This window comes from Pseudomonas sp. FEMGT703P (genome assembly GCF_002786345.1).
GTDB classification, from domain to species: domain Bacteria; phylum Pseudomonadota; class Gammaproteobacteria; order Pseudomonadales; family Pseudomonadaceae; genus Aquipseudomonas; species Aquipseudomonas peli.
In genome coordinates this window covers 517,650-540,597 of sequence record NZ_PGCM01000010.1, presented here as the reverse complement: position 1 = coordinate 540,597, position 22,948 = coordinate 517,650, and the positions used below count along the sequence as shown (strand labels likewise).

Here is a 22,948-nt window from a genome sequence, read left to right as displayed (position 1 = left end):
CTGTTTGCAGGCGCGCCAACCCGGTTCGCGTTCTGTTCATCAGTTTGGCCTACCCGGCAATCGGACAAGCGAAGGCTACCCACCTCGCGTTCACTACAAGAATAAGGAAATGAGCATGGAATTCGTCAACACCCTGGTCAATCAACTCAATGGCGTGGTCTGGGGCCCGCCCATGCTGGTGCTGATTCTCGGCACCGGTCTGTTCCTCATGTTGCGTCTGAAATTCATGCCGCTGAGCAAGATTGGCGCGGGCTTCAAACTGATGTGGCAAGGCCGTCAGAAAGGCGATGCCGAGAGCGGTGAAATCAGCCCGTTCCAAGCCCTGATGACCTGCCTGGCCGCCACTGTCGGTACCGGCAATATCGCTGGTGTGGCCACCGCGATCTTCCTCGGCGGCCCCGGTGCGTTGTTCTGGATGTGGTGTACTGCACTGGTCGGTATGGCCACCAAGTACTGCGAAGTGGTGTTGGCGGTGCATTACCGCGAGAAGGATGAGCGCGGCGAGCACGTCGGCGGTCCGATGTATGCCATAAAGAATGGCCTGGGCAAGAAATGGCTGTGGTTGGGCACTGCGTTCGCCATCTTCGGCGGCTTTGCCGGTTTTGGCATCGGCAATATGGTGCAAGTCAACAGCATGGCCTCGGCCCTGCAAGCCAGCTTCAACATCCCGCTGTGGGTCACCGGTGTGGTAACCATGGTGATCACCGGTCTGGTGATTCTTGGCGGGATCAAGCGTATCGGTAAGGTGGCGGCGTCGCTGGTGCCGTTTATGTGCGTGGCTTACATCATTGCCTCGATCGTTGTGCTGGTGGTGCATGCTGACGCGATTCCCGGCGCATTCGAGCTGATCTTCACCCATGCCTTCAGCCCGGCAGCGGCCACTGGCGGTTTTGCTGGCGCGGCAGTTATGGCGGCGATTCGTTTCGGTGTAGCGCGCGGCATCTTCTCCAACGAGGCGGGCCTGGGTACTGCCGGTATCGCCCAGGCGGCCGGCACCACCAATAGCCCGGTGCGCTCGGGCATGATCGGCATGATCGGCACCTTTATTGACACCATTATCATCTGCTCGATGACGGGTCTGGCGATCATCTGCTCAGGCGTATGGACCAGCGGTGCCAGCGGGGCGGCGTTGTCGGCAGCGGCCTTCGAGTCGGCCATGCCTGGCGTCGGCGGTTATATCCTTACCATCGCCCTGGTGATCTTTGCCTATACCACCATCCTTGGCTGGAGCTATTACGGCGAGCGCTGCTGGGAATACCTGGTGGGCACCAAGGCAATTCTGCCGTTCCGTGTGCTCTGGGTGCTGGCCGTGCCGTTTGGTGCGATTGCCCAGCTGGACTTCGCCTGGCTGGTGGCCGATACCCTCAACGGTTTGATGGCGATTCCTAACCTGTTGTCGCTGCTGTTGCTCAGTCCGATCGTGGTCAAGCTGACCAAGGATCACTTCGCAAAAAATTGATGTGTCGCCTGGGCGCGCAGGGTAGTCTGACTCAACGGTCAGCTCTGCTTGCCCTCTTTGCAGGGGCGCGTGCTTGCCATTTGGCCGGTTCGCGCCCTTACTTGTTCACCGCCCCTCAAATCCACTGATAAGGATCGTTTCCAATGGCACAAGTCACCCTCAAAGGTTCCCCGGTTGAAGTTACCGGTCAACTGCCGCAGGTTGGTCAGCAAGCCCCGGCGTTTAGCCTGGTTGCCGGCGACCTGAGCGACGTGAGCCTGGCCAGCCTGGCCGGCAAGCGCAAAGTCCTGAACATTTTCCCAAGTGTTGATACCCCAACCTGCGCCACCTCCGTGCGTACGTTCAACGCCGGTGCCAGCAAACTGGCCAACACCGTGGTGCTGTGCATTTCCACTGACCTGCCATTTGCCCAGGCGCGTTTCTGCGGTGCTGAAGGCCTGGAAAACGTGATCAACCTTTCGACCATGCGTGGTGCTGACTTCCTGCAGAACTACGGTGTGGCCATCGCCAGCGGTCCGCTGGTGGGTGTAGCTGCCCGCGCAGTGGTGGTGCTGGATGAAAACGACAAGGTGCTGCACAGCGAGCTGGTTGGCGAAATTGCTGACGAGCCGAACTACGCCGCTGCGATGGCTGCGCTTCAGTAACAGCTGTTTACGTTGTGCCAACGGCCTGCTTTGCAGGCCGTTTTTATTTCTGCCTGCCATCACTTACGGGCCATCGCCGCGTAGCGTTTACTACTGTTCCGGCAATTTTCTATTCGGATCAGACATTTAGTTACGTAAGGAAAAGGTAAATAGGCGGTAAAGAGGCTTTGCAGGGTGGCTGATAGTGAATATCGTTCACGCTCCCCAAGGAAGTGATTGTCGCCATGCCTGATACACAGCTCACCACCCGTCCTCGTAACCTGTCGCGCCAATGGCTGGTCGGCTCGCTTGCGCTGGTAGTTCTGGCCTTACTGTTGTGGTGGTTCTGGCCCAGCCCGCCGGAGGCGCCCGCACGCGGTGGGCCGTGGCGCGATGGTGGGCCGGTGCCCGTGCGTGTTGCCAACGTGACGCAAGGTGATTTCCCGGTTGAGCTCAAGGCCCTGGGTACCGTCACCGCCTATAACACGGTGAATGTGCGCGGCCGGGTCGAAGGTGAGCTAGTCAAGCTGCTATTCAAGGACGGCCAACAGGTCAAAGCTGGCGACTTGCTGGCGGTTATCGACCCACGTCCCTATGAAATCGCCTTGCAACAGGCCCAGGGCGCCTTGCAGGAAAGCCAAGCGCAACTGCGCAATGCCGAGTTGGACCTGGCGCGTTACCGCGGTCTGTATGCCGAAGATTCGATTGCCAAACAGACCCTCGACACTCAGGAAGCCCTGGTCAACCAGTACCGGGGCGGGATCAAGAGCCTGCAAGCGGATGTCGCCACTGCGCGGCTTAACCTGGAGTTCACCCAGATTCGTGCACCGATTACCGGTCGCCTGGGTATCCGTCAGGCCGACGTGGGTAACTTGGTCAGTAGTGGCGATGCACTGCCGCTGGTGGTGATTACCCAGACGCTGCCAATCTCCGTGATGTTTACCCTGCCCGAAGCCGAATTACCGGCGGTAGTGCAGCAGCTGCGCGCAGGCGAAACTCTCGCGGTTGAGGCCTGGGACCGCAGTGAAAAACTCAAACTGGCCGAAGGCGAGCTGGAGAGCGTCGATAACCTGATCGATACCGCCACTGGCACGGTCAAGCTCAAGGCGCGTTTCGCCAATGCCGAAGAAATGCTCTTCCCCAACCAGTTCGTTAACGTGCGCCTGCGGGTGAAAACCCTGCAAAACGTCACCCTGATGCCGGCCGCCGCGCTGCAGTTCGGCGCCAGCGGCACCTTCGCCTATGTGGTGGACGCTGAAGACAAGGTGCAGCTGACGCCGATCAGCGTGGGCGCCAGTGACGGCCAGCTCAGCGTGGTCGAGCAGGGTCTCAAGGCCGGAGATCGCCTGGTGCTGGAAGGCACTGACCGTTTGCGCTCCGGCAATAAGGTCGAGGTGATTGGCGACACACCTGTCGCCGCCCAGAGCGCGCCGGCCACGCCTGAAGGCAAACGAGCACCGCGCGCCCAATGAACACCTCTCGCCTGTTTATCCTGCGCCCGGTCGCCACCACGCTGATCATGCTGGCGATCTTCCTGAGCGGCCTGATTGCCTACCGATTGCTGCCCGTCTCGGCGCTGCCGGAAGTGGATTACCCGACCATCCGGGTGATGACCCTCTATCCCGGCGCCAGCCCGGACGTGATGACCAGTGCAGTCACAGCGCCGCTGGAGCGTCAGTTCGGTCAGATGGCCGGACTGAAACAGATGTCCTCGACCAGCTCCGGCGGCGCCTCGGTGATTACCCTGCGTTTTAACCTGGAAGTGAAGCTGGATGTCGCCGAACAGGAAGTGCAGGCCGCGATCAATGGCGCAAGCAACCTGCTGCCCGACGATTTACCCGCGCCGCCGGTGTACAACAAGGTCAACCCGGCCGACACACCGATACTGACCCTGGCCATCCGCTCGAACACCTTGCCGCTGCCGCAGGTGTTTGACCTGGTCGATACCCGCCTGGCGCAAAAGCTCGCGCAAACCAGCGGTGTTGGCTTGGTCAGCTTGGCCGGTGGGCAACGCCCGGCCGTGCGATTGCGGGTTAACCCGGAAGCGCTGGCATCCTATGGCTTGAACCTCAGCGATGTGCGTACGCTGATCACCGCCAGCAACGTCAATCAGCCCAAGGGCAACTTCGACGGCCCGACCCGCGTGTCGCAACTGGATGCCAACGACCAGCTGAAATCCGTCGACGAATACCGCGAGTTGATCCTCGGGTACAAGGACGGCGCCACGCTGCGCCTTAAAGATGTCGCCGAGATTATCGACGGCGCGGAAAACCTGCGCCTGGCCGCCTGGGCCAACCGTAATGAGGCGGTGCTGGTCAACGTGCAACGCCAGCCCGGAGCCAACGTGATTGATGTGGTCGACCGCATCCAGATGCTTTTGCCCCATCTGACCCAGGGCCTGCCGGCCAGCGTGGAAGTCAGCGTACTGACCGACCGTACCGAAACCATCCGGGCAGCGGTCAAGGGTGTGCAGCATGAATTGCTGCTGGCCATTGCCCTGGTGGTGCTGGTGACCTTCCTGTTTTTGCGCAAGGTGTCGGCGACCATCATCCCGTCCATCGTCGTGCCACTTTCGTTGATCGGCACCTTTGGTGTGATGTACCTGGCCGGTTTCACCATCAACAACCTGACGCTAATGGCGCTGACCATCGCCACCGGCTTTGTGGTGGACGATGCCATCGTCATGCTGGAGAACATCGCCCGCCACCTGGAAGAGGGTGAAACGCCGCTAAATGCGGCGCTTAAAGGCGCCAGGCAGATCGGCTTTACCCTGGTGTCGCTGACCATTTCCTTGATTGCCGTGCTGATTCCGCTGCTGTTTATGGCCGATGTGGTGGGGCGCTTGTTCCGCGAATTTGCCATCACCCTGGCGGTGGCCATTCTGATTTCCCTGGTGGTGTCGCTGACCCTAACGCCGATGATGTGCGCGCGCCTGCTCAAGGCGGAAAAGCCCGCAGAAGAAGGGCGTTTCTACCGCGCCGCTGGAGCGGTTATCGACGGCATGATCGCCCGTTACGGCGTATGGCTGACTTGGGTGCTCAAGCATCAGCCGCTGACTCTGCTGGTAGCCATCGGCACGATGGCGCTGACCGTAGTGCTCTACCTCGTCGTGCCCAAGGGCTTTTTCCCGGTCCAGGACACCGGGGTGATCCAGGGCATTTCTGAGGCGCCGCAGTCGATTTCCTTCCGCGCCATGAGCGAGCGTCAGCAACGCCTGGCCGAAGTGATATTGCAGGACCCGGCCGTGGCCAGCCTGTCGTCCTACATCGGTGTGGACGGTGACAACCCGACACTCAATAGCGGCCGCCTGCTGATCAACCTGACGCCACGGGCCGAGCGCGATGTCAGCGCTAGCCAGATTATCGAGCGGTTGCGCCCGGAACTGGCGCGGATTCCTGGCATTGAGCTGTATCTGCAGCCGGTGCAGGACCTGTCCATTGAGGATCGGGTCAGCCGCACGCAGTTCCAGTTCAGCATGGAGTCGCCGGATATCAGCCTGCTGGAAGAGTGGGTGCCCAAGCTGGTCAGTGCGCTGCGCGAGCAACCGGAATTGACGGACGTGGCCAGCGACCTGCAGAACCGTGGGCTGCAGGTGTTTCTGCAGATTGACCGCGACATGGCCGGGCGGTTGGGCGTGAGCATTGCCGATATCGACAACGCACTCTACGACGCCTTCGGTCAGAGGCAGATCTCCACTATTTACACCCAGTCCAGCCAGTACCGCGTGGTGCTGGAGAGTGAGAACGCCGGCAGCATCGGCCCGGCGGCGTTGCGGCAGATTCACGTCAAGGCCGCCGACGGCCAGCAGGTCGCGCTGTCGACCTTAGCCCAAGTCGAGGAACTTGCCGCCAGCCTGTTGATCAACCATATCGGCCAATTCCCGGCCGCGACCCTGTCATTCAACCTGGCCAGCGGTGTATCGCTGGGCGAGGCGGTGGCAGTGATCGAGCGGGTCGAGCAGGAGATCGGCATTCCTCCGGCGGTGCAGACGCGCTTCCAGGGCGCGGCTGAAGCCTTCCGTGCGTCCTTGTCGAGCACCTTGCTGCTGATTCTCGCGGCCATCGTCACCATGTACATCGTGCTCGGCGTGCTTTACGAGAGCTACATCCACCCGATCACCATCCTCTCCACCTTGCCCTCGGCGGGGGTTGGCGCGCTGCTGGCGTTGCTGATCAGCGGCAACGAGCTGGGCCTGATTGCGATCATCGGCATTATTCTGCTGATCGGCATCGTCAAGAAGAACGCGATCATGATGATCGACTTCGCCCTCGACGCCGAACGCAACCAGGACATGCAGCCGGAAGCGGCGATCTACCAGGCAGCGCTGCTGCGCTTTCGCCCGATTCTGATGACCACCTTGGCCGCGCTGTTTGGCGCGATTCCACTGATGTTGGCCACCGGCTCCGGCGCTGAACTGCGTCAACCGCTGGGCCTGGTGATGGTAGGCGGTTTGCTGCTCAGCCAGATCCTCACGCTGTTCACCACACCGGTGATTTACCTGTACTTCGATCGCCTGTCGCGGCGCATTAGCGGCCGAAGCGCAGCCGGGCTAGTGGTCAGCCGATGAACCTCTCTGCGCCCTTTATCCGCCGGCCGGTGGCGACCTTGCTGCTGAGCCTGGCGATTCTGCTGCTCGGCGGCGTCAGCTTTGGTTTGCTGCCGGTCGCGCCGCTGCCGCAGATGGATTTCCCCACGATCACCGTGCAGGCGAGCCTGCCGGGGGCCAGCCCGCAGATCATGGCGTCGAGTGTGGCCACACCTTTGGAACGCTCACTCGGCACCATTGCTGGCATTAGCCAGATGAACAGCCGCAGCAGCCAGGGCAGCACGCGGATCATGATCCAGTTTGATTTGGATCGGGACATCAACGCCGCCGCCCGCGAAGTGCAAGCGGCCATCAATGCTTCACGCGAGTTGCTGCCCAGCGGCATGCGTAGCATGCCGACCTACGCCAAGATCAACCCGTCGCAAGCGCCGATCATGGTGCTGTCGCTGACCAGCGACGTACTCAACAAGGGCCAGCTGTACGACGTAGCCTCAACCATCCTCGCGCAGAAGCTTGCCCAGGTTACCGGTGTGGGTGAAGTGCAGATCGGCGGCAGTTCCTTGCCCGCCGTGCGCGTGGCGTTGGAACCACGCTTGCTCGATCAGTACGGCATCGCCCTGGATGACGTGCGTCAGAGCATCAGCGCGGCCAACGCCAAGCGGCCGAAAGGTGCGGTGGAAGATGCCGAGCGGCACTGGCAAGTACAGGCCAGCGATCAGCTGGAGAAAGCCGCCGATTACCTGCCGCTGATCATTCGCTACCAGGACGGCGCAGCCGTGCGACTGGGCGATGTCGCGAGCGTCACCGATGGCGTTGAGGACCGCTACAACAGCGGTTTCTTCAACGATGAGCAGGCAGTGCTGCTGGTCATCAACCGCCAGACCGGGGCCAATATCATTGAAACCATTGCTGGCATTCGCGAGCAGTTGCCGGCCTTGCGCGCGGTGATCCCCGCCAGTATCGAGTTGGAAGTGGCGATGGACCGTTCGCCGGTGATTCGCGCCACCCTGCATGAGGCCGAGCAAACCCTGCTGATCGCCGTGGTGTTGGTCATACTGGTGGTGTTCGCCTTCCTTGGCCGTTGGCGCGCAGCGCTGATTCCGGCCCTGGCCGTGCCGGTGTCGCTGGTCGGCACCTTTGCGGTGATGTACCTGTTGGATTTCTCCCTGAACAACCTGTCACTAATGGCGCTGATTATCGCCACCGGCCTGGTGGTGGACGACGCCATCGTCGTTTTGGAAAACATTTCGCGGCATATCGAGGCCGGCGAAACGCCGATGGCGGCGGCGTTCAAGGGCGCGCGCGAGGTGGGCTTCACCTTGCTGGCGATGAATCTGTCGCTGGTCGCGGTGTTTATCTCGATCCTGTTCATGGGCGGTATCGTCGAGCGGTTGTTCCGCGAGTTTTCCATCACCCTGGCCGTGGCCATCGTGATCTCGCTGCTGGTGTCGCTGACGCTGACGCCGATGCTCTGTGCGCGCTGGCTCAAGGCCGACACCGTTGAACGCCCGCCCAGCATCATGCAACGCTGGGGCGCGGCCGTGCAGACACGTGTGCTGGCGTTTTATGCACGGGGGCTGGACTGGGCTCTCAAGCATTCGCTGCTGATGTTGTTCAGCCTGCTGGCCACTATCGCGCTGAATATCTTCCTGTTTGTCAGCGTGCCGAAAACCTTTATGCCGCAGCAGGACACCGGCCAATTGATAGGCTTTATTCGCGGCGATGACGGTCTGTCATTCCAGGTCATGCAGCCGAAAATGGAGATTTATCGCCGTGCCGTGCTGGCCGATCCAGCAGTAGAAAGCGTGGCCGGGTTTATTGGCGGCAGTGGCGGCATCAACAACGCCTTTATGATCGTGCGCTTGAAGCCAGTTACTGAGCGCAAGGTCGACGCCCAGGCGGTAATCAACCGCCTGCGCCAGTCAGTGCCGAAAGTGCCGGGCGGGCGGATGTTCCTGATGCCGGATCAGGACCTGCAGATCGGCGGGCGAGAAGGGCGCAGCTCGGAAAACGAGTACATGCTGCTGTCAGGCGACCTCGATGCCCTGCGCACTTGGTTGCCCCCCGTACGTGAAGCGTTGCGAGCCTTGCCAGAGCTGACCGATATCGATGCCAAAGAGGCCGAAGGCACTCAGCAGATTCGTCTGGTGGTTGACCGCGATGTGGCCAAACGCCTGGGCGTGGACATGAACATGATTACCGCTGTGCTGAATAACGCCTTTAGCCAGCGCCAGGTGTCGACCATTTACGACAGCCTCAATCAATACAGCGTGGTCATGGAGATCAATCCAAAGTTCGCTGAGTACCCGGAAACCCTCGACCAGATTCAGCTGATTACCAGCGAGGGCGCGCGGGTGCCCTTGTCCAGCTTTGCCCGCTGGGAGCGCAGCCTGGAAGAAGACCGGGTAAGCCACCAAGGGCAGTTTGCCGTGGAAAATATCGGTTTTTCCCTGGCCGAAGGGGTCAGCTTGGATCAAGCCAGCCAGGCCATTGATCGGGCCATTGCGCGCATTGCGTTACCCACGGAAGTTCAAGGCATGCTGGGTGGTACCGGTGGTGCCTTCCAGCAGACGCAACAGAATCAGCCATGGATGATCCTGATGGCCCTGGTCGTGGTGTATATCGTCCTCGGCGTTCTCTATGAGAGCTATATCCACCCGCTGACCATTCTCTCCACCTTGCCCTCAGCCGGCGTCGGCGCATTGCTTGCGTTGGAGCTGATGAGCATCGAGTTCAGCCTTATTTCATTGTTGGGGCTGTTCCTGCTGATCGGCATCGTCAAAAAGAACGCGATTCTGATGATCGACCTGGCCCTGCAGCTTGAACGTCAGCAGCATATGAGCCCGCATGAGTCGATCCGCCAGGCATGCCTGCTGCGTTTCCGACCGATCATGATGACCACCCTGGCGGCGATTCTCGGCGCATTGCCGCTGATGCTGAGCAGCGCCGAAGGCTCGGAAATGCGCCAGCCGCTGGGCATCACCATTGTCGGTGGGCTGGTATTGAGCCAGTTGCTGACCCTCTACACCACACCGGTGATCTACCTGTATTTCGACCGCCTGCGCCACCGGGTCAACCGCTGGCGCGGAGTGCGCACTGACGCTGCCCTGGAAACCCCGCTATGAAAGCCCTCGCTGCCTATCGTTTACCCACCTTGCTGGCGTTGAGTCTGGCCCTGGGCGCCTGTGCCATCGGCCCGGATTATCAACGTCCGCCGCTGCAAACCCCGGCGCAGTTCAAACAAATTGAAGGCTGGACCCAGGCCAAGCCCGGCGATGCGCTGGAGCGTGGCAGCTGGTGGCAGTTGTATGGCGACAGCGAGCTGAATGCCCTGGTCGAGCGGCTGAATATCTCCAACCAGAATCTGACCGCCAGCGAGGCGCAATATCGCCAGGCCCGCGCCCTAGTGCGCGGCGCGCGCGCGGCGTTCTACCCGAGCCTGTCGAGCAGCGCCGGTGCTACCCGTAGCAGCCAGGGCAACGGTTCCAATACCAGTAGCGTCAGCACCACAAGCAGCGCGGGGGGAATCAGCAAGAGTTATGAACTTGGCCTGAATGCCGCCTGGGAGCTGGATATCTGGGGCAAGTTGCGCCGCTCGCTGGAGTCCAGCCGCGCCAGCTATGAGGCCAGCGCTGCCGACCTAGCGGCACTGAAGCTCAGCTTGCAGGCCGAGCTGGTGCAGAACTACCTGCAACTGCGCGTGCTGGATGATCAACAACGCCTACTTGATGCCACTGTGGCGGCCTATGAACGCTCGCTGAAGCTCACAGAAAACCAGTACAACGCCGGCATCGTGCCGAAATCCGATGTCAGCCAGGCGCTGACCCAGTTGAAAAGCACTCAGGCTCAGGCCATCGACCTGAAATGGCAGCGTGCGCAGCTGGAGCATGCGATTGCCGTACTGATCGGCGTGCCGCCTAGCGAGCTGAGCATTGCCGTACGCGAGCAATTGCCCGCGTTGCCAGCAATCCCCGTGGCTTTGCCGTCGCAACTGCTGGAACGCCGCCCGGATGTGGCTGCTGCGGAGCGCCGAGTGATCGCCGCCAACGCCGAAATCGGCGTCGCTGAAGCCGCCTGGTATCCAGATCTGACCATTTCCGCCAGCGGTGGCTACCGTGGCAGCAGCTTTGCCGACTGGATCGATCTGCCCAACCGTTTCTGGTCGCTCGGCCCGCAGTTGGCGCTGACCCTGTTCGATGGCGGCGCGCGCAGCGCCGAGCTGGAACGCAGCGAAGCGGCCTACGACCAGACCGTGGCGCAATACCGCCAATCGGTGCTCGACAGCTTCCGCGAGGTGGAGGATTACCTGGTGCAACTGCGTGTGCTGCAGCAGGAAGCCGTGATCCAGCAGGAAGCGCTAGACGCCGCCCGCGAATCCTTGCGCCTGATCGAAAACCAGTACCGCGCCGGCACGGTGGACTTCAACAGCGTGGTCAGTGTGCAGGCCACGGCGCTGAACAATGAACGCACCACTCTCAGCTTGCTGGGCAATCGTCTGACCGCCAGCGTGCAGCTGATCGCGGCCCTTGGGGGTGGTTGGCAGCAACAGCTGTTGTTGGAAGAGCAACCAGCTAGTGCTAGCGCGTCTGCTCCTGGCACAGCTGATACAACCGCTCCTTGAGGGCTGTACCAGCTGGCCCCAGGTTGGGCCGTGCATAGAGCGTCAGGTGCATACCCTCTACTGCCGGCAGGCTGTCGATCCGTTGATGATCCGCTTGCAGTACCCGTTTCGGCAGCAAGCTGATACCCAGCCCAGCAGCGACTGCGGCGCAGACGCTGGCCAGGCTGCTGCTGGAATAGCTGATGCGCCAAGCCTTAGCTTGTACCTCCAGGGTCTGGATCATTTCCTGGCGATACAGCCCTCCGGGAGCAAATACCACCAGCGGCACAGGATTGCGCTGCAGCGCCGGATGCTGCCGGCTGTCGAGCCAACAGAGTGGTTCCGGCCAGGCCGCCAGGCAATCGCTGCCGGGGTTCATCTGCTTGCTCAGTAGCACATCAAATTGGCCTTCACGGTACTGCCGCAGTAGCTCAGGGCTGAGCCCGCTGCTGACTTCCAAGCGCACGCTGGTTTGCCGGCCGGCAAAGTCGGCGAGCAGCGGCATCAAGCGTTCGGCGGCGAAGTCTTCGGGTACACCCAAACGCAGCACGCCTTCACTTTGTCGGTTACGCAGCACATCTTCAGCCTCATCGTGTAACGCGAGAATGCGTCGGGCATAGCTGCACAGTTGTTCGCCTTCTGCAGTCATCAACACCTGCCGCACACTGCGGTCGAACAGGCGATAGCCAAGGCTGTCCTCCAGGCGGCGGATCTGCTGGCTAACAGTTGACTGGGTAAGGTGCAGGCGCTCGGCCGCACGGGTGAAGTTGGCGCAGTCGGCCACGGCGACAAAACTGCGCAAAAGCAGGAGATCAAGCATTCGGGTATTCCTGAATCAACTGATTGGCATGCTTATATTTAATTTCAGCATACCTGTGCCGCTCAGGATAATCCTCGCCACGATTCCTCCGCTGGTGAGTACGCCGTGTGTAATGACCGCAACTTTCTTGAGCAGGCCATCGCCTTGGCTGCTGCCAACCTGGCGCAGGGCGGTCGGCCGTTTGGTGCGGTATTGGTCCGTGATGGCACGCTGATCAGCGCCGCCAGCAATCAGATGCACCTGAGCCACGACCCAACTGCGCATGCAGAACTGCAGTGCATCCGCCAGGCCAGTCAAGTGCTGGCCAGCAACCGCTTGGCCGGGTGTGTGATCTATGCCAGCGGGCAACCATGCCCCATGTGCCTGAGCGCGATGCACATGTGCGGCATCAGCCGGGTGGTGTTTGCCGCCGCCAACGCAGACGCTGAGCCTTTTGGTTTATCGACAACAGATGCGTATCAGCAACTGTGTTTGCCACTGGCAGAACAACGCATCTGCATTGAACACATGGCGCATCATGCTGTGCCAGCGCTCTATCAACGCTGGCATGCGCAACATGTTTAGCTGGGCTGAACGGCATGTCAGCCCCGGTTGGCGCACCGGTGCCTGGCTGTGTGTTGTGGTGATCGTGGCGCTCAACCTGCGCCCAAGTTTGACGTCCATCAGCCCTTTGCTGAATGACATTCGCAGCGGCGTCGGCCTGGGGTTCCAAATGGCGGGGATGCTCACCACGTTGCCAGTGGTGTGCATGGGGGTGTTGGCATTGTTCAGTGCCCAGGTAGAGACACGTCTGGGTGAGGGCAGGGGCATCGCGCTCGGTTTGTTGTGCATTCTGCTGGCCTGCGCGCTGCGCGGGATGGTTCACAGCAGCCTGGTGCTGCTGCTCACGGCGTTAATCAGTGGGGTGGGTATAGCGCTTATTCAGGTATTGATGCCTGGTTTGATTAAGCGCCGATTTGTAGGGCGCGTGGCACTGGCCATGGGCATTTACTCCGCTGCGTTAATGAGTGGCGGAGGGCTTGCAGCCTGGTTTAGCCCGCAACTCAGCAGCCATTTTGGCCATTGGCAAGTCGGCCTGGAGGTATGGGCGCTGCTGGCGCTCATCGGCTTGCTGTTATGGGTGCGAACGCCTTGGCGTGCTGCTCAGCTATTACCGGCAGAGCACCGTTTGAGCCGTTTTATACGCAACAAGCGAGCATGGACCTTGGCGGTGTATTTCGGTTTCAGCAATTGCGGCTACATGGCCGTGGTGGCCTGGCTCCCAGCGTACTACCAGCACTTGGGCTGGAGCAGCCAGAACAGTGGGCTGTTACTCGCGTGGATGACGCTATTTCAGGTGATAGCCGCCTTGGGCATGCCCGCGCTAGCCCAGCACATGCGCGAGCGCCGTGGTTTGCTGAGTATCAGCCTGATGGCGCAGCTATTGGGCTTTGCCGGGTTGTTACTGGCGCCGCAACAGCTGCCCGGTCTTTGGATCGCTTTTATCGGCTTTGGCCTGGGCGCCTGCTTTGCCCTCTGCCTGCTCCTCAGCCTGGATCATGTGCAGGAGCCGATTGCCGCTGGCCAATTGGCGGCTTTTGTACAGGGGGTTGGCTTCCTGATTAACGCATTAGCGCCCGCCGCTGGTGGCTGGCTGCGGGCATACACCGGTAGCTTTTCCGCAACCTGGCTGCTGATGCTCATCTGCATCATTGTGATGCTGGTACTGACACAGCGCTTGAGTCCAGGCAGTTACTGGCGGATTTCCAGCAACCGCCAGCAGCCTGGTGACGCGGCAAGGTGAGAGTAAGCGTCAGCCGCAGGGTCACTTGTGGCTGTTGCGGTTGACCGTTTGGGCAGCCTTCATCACGTCAGCCCCGATAACCCCTTCAAACTGTTGCCACACCGGCTGCATGGCTTTACGCCAGGCGTCGCGTTGCTCGTCGCTCAATGCGATCACCTGGGTACCGGTAGCCGCTGCGATACGGTCGCGATCAGCCTGGTTAGCGGCCTCGGCCTGGCGGTTCACCTCGTAGGTCACCTCATCGATGATGCCTTCAAGCTCCATGCGGATCTGGTGCGGAATGCCGTACCAGAAACGTGGGTTGCTCACCAGCATGTAGTCGAGTACGCCATGGTTGGTCTCAGTGATAAACGGCTGCACCGTGTGCAGTTGCTTGCTGTAAATGTTTGACCAGGGGTTTTCCGCCCCCTGCACTTTGCCGCTTTTCAGGGCGTCGAAGACTTCGGCAAACGGCATGGCCAGCGGCGTGGCACCGAGCTGGTTGAACTGCGCTTCCAGCACCGATGAAGGCTGGATACGGAACTTCAAACCGGCTGCGTCGCCCGGTACCAGCAGCGCTTTGGTTGCCGAAAGCTGCTTCATGCCGTTGTGCCAATAGGCCAGACCGACAATGTTGTGGTCTTCCATGGAGCGCAGCAACTGACGACCTTTCGCGCGCTTCTGAAAGCGGTTGACTGCGTCCAGGTCATCGAACAGGAAAGGCAGGTCGAACACCTGCAATTGCTTGGTGTATTTCTCGAACTTGGCCAGCGACGGCGCCAGCAGTTGCACCTCGTTTTTAGCCAATGCGTCGAGCTCGTTGGCATCGCCGTACAGGCTGGAGTTGGGGTAGACCTCAACTTTTACCTTGTCGCCCAGGCGCTCCTCGGCCAATTTCTTGAACAGCAATGCGCCTTGGCCTTTAGGGGTGTTGTCTGCAACCACATGGGCAAACTTGATCACGATTGGCCCCTTGTCGGTTGCTGCGTGCAGCGTGGTGGACGCCAGCAGCAGGCTGCCAGCGGCGAGGGCGCAGATCGACTTCAACATAGCGATGGTCCTGTTGTTCTTATGTTGTGGTGCTGACGGCGAGCCAGGATGGGGCTTAGCAGGCTGGCATTCGTGTCAGATTAATTCGGCGACACATTCAGTTGTTGTGCGCAGAGCACCGGCTATATCGCAATGCGTATGCCAGCGTAGCAGCAGGGCTGCAGGGCTGGTTCAACCACAAAACGTGCGTGATCAAACGCACAGTGAGTGGCGATAGTTCGCCATTTGTGGGCAAAAATCGGCAGAAAGCCGCTTATGAGAGAGCAGGTGGCGTTTTACCGCCACCTGCAAAATATCTGAACTAGAGGATCAGCGGCGCACTGCACGCCAGGCAGCAAGCAGGCACAGCGCCAAGAGCAAGGCAACAATGAGCAATGTCCAGTACGTAAACGACAGGCCGAGAATGCTGTAGTCGTTCTCCCCGCACACACCTGCACTCATAAACACGCTGGGCAACCAATCATGCAGCGGCAGGTAAAAGGCATAGAAGGGGAAGGGCGAGCAACTGGAGCTTTCCAGCACGCCAGTTTCGATCAGCACCAAGTGCGTGTTGTCATACACCGCCATGCCCGCCGCAGCCAGCAGCAACGGCCATAACGGCAAGGTCAGCCAGCGCAGGCCAAGGGCTTCTGCAACCAGAATCAGCAAGCTGAGAGCGCCCCCACAAAGCAGCCACAGGCGAATTTGAATGCACAAGGTGCACGGCTCCCAGCCTGCAAGGTGCTGCAGCAGCAAGGCGCCGCCGAGCATGGCAAAGCAGGCGAGGGCAATCAGGGCGAGTAAGGGCTTGAGTGAGGGGGGGCGGGACATCTGAATCTCCGGAAGGGGCGTTCGCATTTACTGACGCAGAAATTGGGCCGAGGCATCAGATACTCGGCGCGAATTTAAGTTGCAGGCCGGTGTGAACGATCCAGATACAGGGCCAGCAGTGCAAGGATTATTGCCAGCGTATAGGCAAGCAAGCCTAGGTTGATGCCCAAGATCATTTTTTCCGAACCATCGGACAACACCATCGAGCCGCCATAGCTGTCACGCAAGGCATAGGCCAGGAGAAACCCGCCGGTGACGAAGAAGGTCATCAGGCTGCTCAGCCGTAGGTTGGCTTTAAACCACACCAGCCAGAACGAGAACGCACCAATCGCGCAATTGGTCGCCAATTGCCAGACCTCATGTAAACGCGCATGCGGCTCCCAGCTGGGGTTAAACACGTGCGAGTCGTTCAACTCGAAAATCGGCACAACCACGGCATAAAACACGATGCCGAGGGTTACTAATAATTTGCCAAGCATGGCTAACACTCCCTGCAGAACCGGATTGGATCGCCGCGAGCATAACGGCGCATCCGACATTGAACAAAAGCCCTTAGATTTGAAAGTCAGAATTGCATCGCGAGCACCCCGTCGGCGGCCTAAGGTGTGTCGCACACCCCACTCAAGGAGTTGTTGCGATGACCTTACCCACTGATACCGCTCCCATTGCGTTACGCGTTCACGGCATAGCTCATGCCGAGGCCATGCATATTTGGCAAGGTGGGCTGGATGCTAATGGCCAGTTACCGGTGCAGCGCCCAGCTGAAGGCCTGGCTAATCCTTGCCGGCATTGTCTGAGCCTGATCACACCCGGTGCAACCAAGCTGGTGTTGGCTCACCGACCCTTTGCAGCTCTGCAACCCTATGCCGAAACCGGGCCGATCTTTCTGCATCAGCAACCTTGTGAACGGTATGAGCAGGCGACATTGCCTGCCTGGTTTGCGTTTCTGGAACCGGCGATTGTGCGCGGCTATGGCAGCGACGACTGGATTCGCTACGACACCGGTCAGGTGGTGCCCGGCAAATCATTAACAGCAGTTTGTCAGCAGATTCTCAGCGATCCCCGAGTGACTTACGTGCATATCCGCTCCAAGTTCAACTGCTTCCAGTGTCGGGTCGAGCGGGCAAGCGAGGGTTAAGTCAAACAGGGAGCTATTCGGCGTTGGCTGCCACTTAGCGTTTGAGCAAGGTGGAATCCAGCTGATTAAAACATTGCACGATGCGCTCATGGCTGACATCGGCAAATTCCTTTTGCGTCAGGCTCACCAATACGCTGGTTTTTACTCGGCCAGAGCGCAGTTGGCGCTGCATAAAAGCCAGCACGTCGGCGTCGCTGGCATCAGGTGTTTGGCGGGTCTCATCCACGAATCGACACTCAATAGGGGGGAAGTAAATGCGATCTATCAAGGCGCCAATAGGACGCCGATGGCCGTTACTTTATCAGCCGTTTTGCGGCATTGACTCTATAGTCACGGCGACATATACCCGGACTACTATAAAGGTCATACCCAAATCCTATTGGCTCGTTCGCAGTCCAGCTACCAAGCTGAGTCCACCCCGTTAGGTGAAAAACAACAGGAGAGAGACATGTCAAATGATGCGAAATGCCCATTCTCGGGTGCTACCGGAACCAACACTGTGGCGGGTGGCGCCCCAAAGAATGCCGACTGGTGGCCTAACCAACTCAGCCTGAAAATTCTTCATCAGCATTCCTCCAAGTCCGACCCCATGGGCGAAGGCTTCAATTACGCCGAGGAATTTAAGACGCTTGATCTGCATGCCGTTATTAAAGACCTCACTGCGTTGATGACCGATTCGCAAGACTGGTGGCCAGCCGACTGGGGGCATTACGGTGGTCTGATGATCCGTATGGCCTGGCACGCAGCCGGCACCTACCGCATCCACGATGGCCGTGGCGGTGCGAGCACCGGCAATCAGCGCTTTGCGCCGCTCAACAGTTGGCCGGATAACGGCAACCTGGACAAAGCCCGTCGCCTGCTGTGGCCAATCAAGCAGAAGTACGGCCGCAAACTGTCCTGGGCTGACCTGTTCGTTCTGGCTGGTAATGTTGCGCTGGAATCCATGGGCTTCAAAACCTTCGGCTTTGCCGGCGGCCGTCCGGACATCTGGGAGCCGGAAGAAGACACCTACTGGGGTTCGGAAACCGAGTGGCTGGCCACCAGCGACAAACCGCACAGCCGCTACACCGGTAATCGCGAGCTGGAAAACCCGTTGGCCGCCGTGCAGATGGGCTTGATCTACGTTAACCCGGAAGGTCCGGACGGTAATCCTGACCCACTGGCATCGGGCCGCGATGTGCGCGAAACCTTCGCCCGCATGGCGATGAACGACGAAGAAACCGTGGCGCTGGTAGCCGGTGGTCACACCTTCGGTAAAGCCCACGGCGCCGGTGATCCTTCCCTGGTTGGCCCTGAGCCGGAAGCCGCGCCGCTGGAAGAGCAAGGCCTGGGCTGGATCAACAAGCTCGGCACTGGCAAAGGCGTACACACCACCACCAGTGGTATCGAAGGGGCTTGGAAACCGAACCCCACCACTTGGGATAACGGCTATTTCGACATGCTCTTCGGTTACGAGTGGGAACTGACCAAGAGCCCGGCCGGTGCCCATCAGTGGACACCGAAAAACGTCAAACCCGAGCACTTGATCCCGGATGCCCACGACCCGGCGAAGAAACACCCGCCGATGATGACCACTGCGGATATGTCGCTGCGCATGGACCCGGCTTACGAGAAGATTTCTCGCCGTTTCCACCAGAACCCGCAGGAATTCGCTGATGCTTTTGCCCGCGCCTGGTTCAAACTGACCCACCGCGACATGGGCCCGCGTGCTCGTTACCTCGGCCCGCTGGTGCCGCAGGAAGAACTGATCTGGCAAGACCCGGTTCCGGCAGTCAATCATGCGCTGGTTGACGCGCAGGACATCGCTGGCCTCAAAGCCAAAGTCCTGGCGTCCGGCCTGTCGATTGCTCAGCTGGTCAATACGGCCTGGGCGTCAGCATCCACCTACCGTGGCAGCGACAAGCGTGGTGGTGCCAACGGCGCGCGCATTCGTCTTGCCCCGCAGAAGGACTGGGAAGTTAACCAGCCGGCTGAACTGGCCAAGGTGCTGGCAGCGTTGGAAACCATCCAAAAAGACTTCAACGCCTCGGCTGCTGGCGGTAAGAAAGTCTCCCTGGCGGATCTGATCGTTCTGGCCGGTTCTGCCGCGGTGGAAGCTGCTGCCAAGAAGGCCGGTGTGGATGCCGTGGTGCCTTTTGCCCCAGGCCGCACTGACGCCACGCAGGATCAGACCGATGTCGAGTCCTTCGCGGTACTGGAGCCCAAGGCCGACGGTTTCCGTAACTACGCCCGCAAGGGTTACGAAAACGTTGCGGCCGAGTTGCTGGTCGACAAGGCGCAGCTGCTGGAACTGACGTCGCCGGAGATGACCGTGCTGATTGGCGGTCTGCGCGCGCTCAATGCCAATGCCGGCAAAGCCCAGCACGGCGTGTTCACCAAGCGTCCGGAAACCCTGAGCAATGACTTCTTCGTCAACCTGCTCGACATGGGCACCAAGTGGCAGAAGTCTGCCAGCGAAGGTGTGCTGGAAGGCCGCGACCGTAAAACTGGCGACCTGAAATGGACCGCCACCCAGGTTGACCTGGTGTTCGGCTCCAACTCCCAGCTGCGTGCTCAAGCTGAGGTGTATGCCACCAGCGATGCACCCGCGAAGTTTGTGCAGGACTTCGTGGCTGCCTGGACCAAGGTGATGAACCTGGATCGTTTCGATCTCAAGTGATCCGCCTTGAGGTCTGAACGACCTCTGTGAAACCACTTCGCCCCGCCATGGTCATTCCTGGCGGGGCGAAGTTTTTATACGTGCCTGATTAAGTTTGAGTTCAGCCAGCGACGTTAATGTGGCGTCACTTTCTAAATGTTATTGGAGTCACCGTATGTCGAACCTCGCCTTCCTATCGTTCAAGCAGGTCCCGGCCGCCGTCGCACTCTGCACTGCACTGTTTGCTAGCGGCGCGATGGCCAGCCAGCCGCAAATCTATGGCTTGCACGAGAAGGTTTCTTTGCAGGAACTGGACCTGGAACTGCCCGCCAAGCTCGATACGGGCGCCGAAACGGCTTCGCTCAGTGCCAAGAATATCGAGGTGTTCAAGCGTGATGGCGGCGAGTGGGTGCGCTTTCAGCTTGGCCTGGAAGACGCTCCGCATGCAAAGGTCATCGAAAAACCACTGGCGCGCATGAGCTATATCAAACGCCGTGCCGATGACCGTCAGCCGGGTGACAAGCAGCTCTACACCGAGCGCCCGGTGGTTGAGATGGGCATCTGCGTGGGCGATGAACTGAAGAACATTGAGGTCAACCTGACCGACCGCAGTGCCTTTGAATACCCACTGCTGATCGGCTCGACTGCTCTCAAAGAATTCAACGCCGCCGTCAGCCCCGGCGTGCGCTACTCGGCTGGGCAGCCGAGTTGTGTGCAGGCTAGTTGAGCGTAAGAACACAAAAGATTTGGCCCGGGCAAGGGAGTGGGTTGGACCCACAGTCGCTGGCGAGGAGGGCAGCGGTCGGGCCAAAAGCGGCCGTTTGATTTGAAACACCCATAGAGCTTTAGTCTCTTGGCATGCTTCAGTGATTTGTCGTGTATCGAAGACGACTGGTTTCTAGGTCCGACTGTTCATATTCACATACTGAAAAGGTTCTCTGGATAGACGACAAGGAGCAATCGCCCGTATTCTCCTTGTCCCTTATTCGCATGGACTCCTTCGTGGACCCCGACCCCGCAACATACAGCCGCTTTACCTTTCCTGAATTTGGTCTTGCAGCCAAATGATCGAACCTATCCTTACCCTTCTTCTTGGCATTCTGGTCATCCTCGCGATCATCGCGGTTAATGGCTACTTTGTTGCACAAGAGTTTGCCTACATGGCGGTCGACCGCACACGGCTCGCCGCATTGGCTGCTGCCGGTGATACGTCGGCAAAACGTGCACTGGCCGTCACGAATCGCACAAGCTTTATGCTTTCGGGTGCCCAGCTAGGCATTACCGTCACTGGCCTGCTTGTGGGTTATGTCGCTGAGCCGCTCGTAGGCGAATCTTTAGGCGTCCTGCTCTCAGGAACCGCTATTCCGGTTGAAGCCAGAGTGGCAGTCGGCACCGGTATAGCGCTGGTAGCGGCGACGATTATCCAAATGATCGTGGGTGAGCTTTACCCAAAAAACCTGGCCATCGCCAACCCTGAGCCGCTGTCGCTCGGGCTGGCTCGCTCGACGCTTTTTTATATGTCGGCCTTCGGCTGGTTGATTAGCTTCTTCGACAAGTCGGCCAACCTGCTCCTGAAGCTACTGCGTATCGAGCCTATTCATGACCTCGACGTGAGCGCCTCTGCTGCCGATCTGCCGCACATCATTGCTGACTCTCGCGACAGCGGTGATCTGCCACTTGAGCTTTCGCTCATGATGGATCGCATCCTCGACTTCCCGCAGCGCAACGTCGAGCACGCAATGGTGCCCCGTTCCCAAGTTGACTGGGTCGAGCCCGATACGACGCTCGAAGAGCTGCGCGGCCTGATGGCGCGTGCCCACACCCGCTACCCGGTGATTGATGACGATGATGCTCCAGCGGGCGTTGTCCATCTCGCCGACGTGCTCGCGCGTCTCGATGCGGGCAACGGTCAGGAGACCGTTGCGTCGCTGATGCGGCCTGCCAAGGTACTGCCAACACTGATGCTCCTGCCGGACGCACTTGACCAGTTGGTGCAAACAACCAACCAGTTGGCCTGCGTTATCGATGAGTACGGCGGTTTCGCTGGAGTGCTCACCATCGAAGATCTCGCCATGGAAATCGTTGGTGAAATCACCGATGAGCATGATGCTGAAGTCGGCGATGCGATCGTCTCCGAGGGTAACGACACCTGGACTATGGAAGGCGACGTTCACCTCGACGAGGTCAGACGCATAATTGGCCATGACCTGCCGCGCGTTGATGTCGAGACGGTTGCTGGCATGCTCATCGCTGAGCTTGGCGCACTGCCAGCGGAAGGCGACACCGTTACCATTGATCTGCCAATCGACCCTAGCGAGTTGATCTCCGACGAGCCGGTGATGTATCGACTCGAAGTCGATGTCCTGCGCATTGAACGACACGTACCGACTGAAGTTCGCGTGCGACTGGTCAAGGTGCCTATGGCGGAGGAAGAGCAATGAATGATCCGCTGATAGTTACGATCGCGACAGTCGTACTGATCGCGCTGAGCGCCTTGTTCGTAGTCATTGAGTTCGCGTTGCTCGGCGCTCGCCGGCACCGACTTGAAGAGCTGGCAGTCAACAGTCTGTCCGCTCGAGCTGCGCTGCGCGGCATGAATGACCTGACCTTGATGCTTGCCGGTGCTCAGTTGGGTATCACCCTCTGCACCTTTGCCCTGGGTGCGGTGACAAAACCTGCGGTCGACCTTTGGCTCGGTCCTGTGTTTATCGCCTGGGGCTTTCCCGATTGGGCTGCTGCAGGCACAGCTTTTGGCCTTGCGCTGTTCCTGGTGACATTCCTGCACTTGGTGGTCGGTGAAATGGCGCCCAAGTCTTGGGCCATTGCTCACCCGGAAAGATCCGCCTTGGCAATTGGCATTATCTCGCGCATGTATATCTGGCCGCTGCGTCAGCTGTTGAGCTGGGTAAACCGAATCGCCAACCGTCTCGTCAAGGCTTCGGGTGTTGAGCCCGTCGAAAGCGCGGCAGTGGGCGGCCAGGATATTGAGACGATCCGCCAACTGGTTGAGCATTCGGCAAAGGTCGGGACGTTGATGCCGCAGATGCAGCAGCAGCTTTCAGGCTTGATCGACCTCGGCACTCTGCCCGTCGAAGCCTTGCTGGTCGAAGGGGAAGAGCTGGTTCACGTTACGCGGGATGCAACAGTCGCAGATGTTCGTGCCGCGGCTATCCAGTCTGGGCACTTGCGCATTCTTGTGCTTGGCGCCGAGGGTATTCAGCCGTCGGTGGTTCACGTCCGCGACACCTTGCTTGAGCCGGAAACTCGCGCGGCGCATGAGCTTGCGCGGGTAGCATTTGTGCTCGACGCAAAAACTCCCGTCTACGAAGCACTTGCGCAAATGCGAAAATCCAGCGTTCAGCTCGCTTTAGTCATGAACGCGAATAGCTTGCTTGGTGTTGTAACGCTGGCCGATATCCTCAAACGAGTGCTACCGACAGCCTCCAATACGTAACGAAAGCACTTAGAGTTATTCAGACTTTCCCCGATAAGGTGTCATGCC

At 59.6% G+C, this 22,948-nt stretch carries 18 protein-coding genes; 13 read left to right on the top strand and 5 right to left on the bottom strand.

Translation table 11 applies throughout. The annotated features are described in order from the left end of the window. Positions 1–115 precede the first annotated feature (115 nt). The 6 genes from CUR33_RS16055 (at position 116) to CUR33_RS16030 (ending at position 11,249) form a co-directional block, all read left to right on the top strand. Positions 116–1,459: an alanine/glycine:cation symporter family protein gene (locus CUR33_RS16055; protein ID WP_289240292.1), complete on the top strand. Its 1,344-nt coding sequence runs from the start codon at positions 116–118 to the stop codon at positions 1,457–1,459. Between the two features lie 143 nt (positions 1,460–1,602). Continuing rightward, positions 1,603–2,103: a thiol peroxidase gene (tpx, locus tag CUR33_RS16050; RefSeq protein WP_160086855.1), complete on the top strand. Its 501-nt coding sequence runs from the start codon at positions 1,603–1,605 to the stop codon at positions 2,101–2,103. Between the two features lie 224 nt (positions 2,104–2,327). Further along, entirely contained in the window at positions 2,328–3,554 is a 1,227-nt protein-coding gene (locus CUR33_RS16045; protein ID WP_289240291.1) for an MdtA/MuxA family multidrug efflux RND transporter periplasmic adaptor subunit, read from the top strand. Next, on the top strand, positions 3,551–6,649 hold the full coding sequence (locus CUR33_RS16040; RefSeq protein WP_289240290.1) for an MdtB/MuxB family multidrug efflux RND transporter permease subunit: 3,099 nt from the start codon (positions 3,551–3,553) through the stop codon (positions 6,647–6,649). Before CUR33_RS16045 ends, CUR33_RS16040 begins: the two co-directional genes overlap by 4 nt. Beyond that, positions 6,646–9,753, top strand: a complete 3,108-nt coding sequence (locus CUR33_RS16035; RefSeq protein ID WP_289240289.1) for an efflux RND transporter permease subunit — start codon at positions 6,646–6,648, stop codon at positions 9,751–9,753. The genes CUR33_RS16040 and CUR33_RS16035 overlap by 4 nt, the downstream gene beginning before the upstream one ends. Then, positions 9,750–11,249: an efflux transporter outer membrane subunit gene (locus CUR33_RS16030; RefSeq protein WP_289240288.1), complete on the top strand. Its 1,500-nt coding sequence runs from the start codon at positions 9,750–9,752 to the stop codon at positions 11,247–11,249. The genes CUR33_RS16035 and CUR33_RS16030 overlap by 4 nt, the downstream gene beginning before the upstream one ends. On the opposite strand, the gene CUR33_RS16025 is transcribed toward CUR33_RS16030, so the two are convergent. Next, positions 11,206–12,048 (bottom strand): LysR family transcriptional regulator, encoded by an 843-nt coding sequence (locus tag CUR33_RS16025; protein ID WP_289240287.1) that lies wholly within the window; start codon positions 12,046–12,048, stop codon positions 11,206–11,208. The genes CUR33_RS16030 and CUR33_RS16025 overlap by 44 nt on opposite strands. 105 nt (positions 12,049–12,153) lie before the next feature. Between CUR33_RS16025 and CUR33_RS16020 the strand changes: the two genes are divergently transcribed. Together CUR33_RS16020 and CUR33_RS16015 are read left to right on the top strand one after the other, a co-directional pair. Beyond that, positions 12,154–12,612, top strand: a complete 459-nt coding sequence (locus tag CUR33_RS16020; protein WP_289240286.1) for a nucleoside deaminase — start codon at positions 12,154–12,156, stop codon at positions 12,610–12,612. After that, entirely contained in the window at positions 12,605–13,831 is a 1,227-nt protein-coding gene (locus tag CUR33_RS16015) for a CynX/NimT family MFS transporter (protein ID WP_289240285.1), read from the top strand. The genes CUR33_RS16020 and CUR33_RS16015 overlap by 8 nt, the downstream gene beginning before the upstream one ends. Positions 13,832–13,852: 21 nt before the next feature. Here CUR33_RS16015 and CUR33_RS16010 read toward each other — a convergent pair whose 3' ends face one another. From CUR33_RS16010 to CUR33_RS16000, 3 genes are all read right to left on the bottom strand, one after another. Further along, positions 13,853–14,860, bottom strand: coding sequence for a TRAP transporter substrate-binding protein (locus CUR33_RS16010; RefSeq protein ID WP_289240284.1), 1,008 nt, complete (start codon positions 14,858–14,860; stop codon positions 13,853–13,855). A 309-nt stretch (positions 14,861–15,169) separates the two neighbouring features. Next, positions 15,170–15,670, bottom strand: a complete 501-nt coding sequence (locus CUR33_RS16005) for a disulfide bond formation protein B (RefSeq protein WP_289240283.1) — start codon at positions 15,668–15,670, stop codon at positions 15,170–15,172. 74 nt (positions 15,671–15,744) lie between these two features. After that, positions 15,745–16,149 carry a hypothetical protein gene (locus CUR33_RS16000; RefSeq protein ID WP_289240282.1) on the bottom strand — a complete coding sequence of 135 codons (405 nt, stop codon included), beginning with the start codon at positions 16,147–16,149 and terminating at the stop codon, positions 15,745–15,747. Positions 16,150–16,307: 158 nt separating this feature from the next. Between CUR33_RS16000 and CUR33_RS15995 the strand changes: the two genes are divergently transcribed. Continuing rightward, positions 16,308–16,808, top strand: a complete 501-nt coding sequence (locus tag CUR33_RS15995; RefSeq protein ID WP_289240281.1) for a DUF1203 domain-containing protein — start codon at positions 16,308–16,310, stop codon at positions 16,806–16,808. A 34-nt stretch (positions 16,809–16,842) separates the two neighbouring features. Here CUR33_RS15995 and CUR33_RS15990 read toward each other — a convergent pair whose 3' ends face one another. Next, a complete protein-coding gene (locus CUR33_RS15990; RefSeq protein WP_160086875.1) occupies positions 16,843–17,034 on the bottom strand; it encodes a hypothetical protein in 192 nt (63 codons plus the stop codon). Positions 17,035–17,256: 222 nt separating this feature from the next. On the opposite strand from CUR33_RS15990, the gene katG reads away from it, so the two are divergent. The 4 genes from katG to CUR33_RS15970 all read left to right on the top strand — a co-directional run bounded on the left by katG (position 17,257) and on the right by CUR33_RS15970 (position 22,900). Then, entirely contained in the window at positions 17,257–19,467 is a 2,211-nt protein-coding gene (gene katG / locus CUR33_RS15985; RefSeq protein ID WP_170049597.1) for a catalase/peroxidase HPI, read from the top strand. 154 nt (positions 19,468–19,621) lie between these two features. Beyond that, positions 19,622–20,173: an ATP-dependent zinc protease family protein gene (locus CUR33_RS15980; protein WP_448703170.1), complete on the top strand. Its 552-nt coding sequence runs from the start codon at positions 19,622–19,624 to the stop codon at positions 20,171–20,173. A 337-nt stretch (positions 20,174–20,510) separates the two neighbouring features. After that, positions 20,511–21,887: a hemolysin family protein gene (locus CUR33_RS15975; RefSeq protein WP_289240280.1), complete on the top strand. Its 1,377-nt coding sequence runs from the start codon at positions 20,511–20,513 to the stop codon at positions 21,885–21,887. Continuing rightward, positions 21,884–22,900 carry a CNNM domain-containing protein gene (locus CUR33_RS15970; RefSeq protein WP_289240279.1) on the top strand — a complete coding sequence of 339 codons (1,017 nt, stop codon included), beginning with the start codon at positions 21,884–21,886 and terminating at the stop codon, positions 22,898–22,900. Before CUR33_RS15975 ends, CUR33_RS15970 begins: the two co-directional genes overlap by 4 nt. The last annotated feature ends 48 nt before the right edge of the window (positions 22,901–22,948 follow it).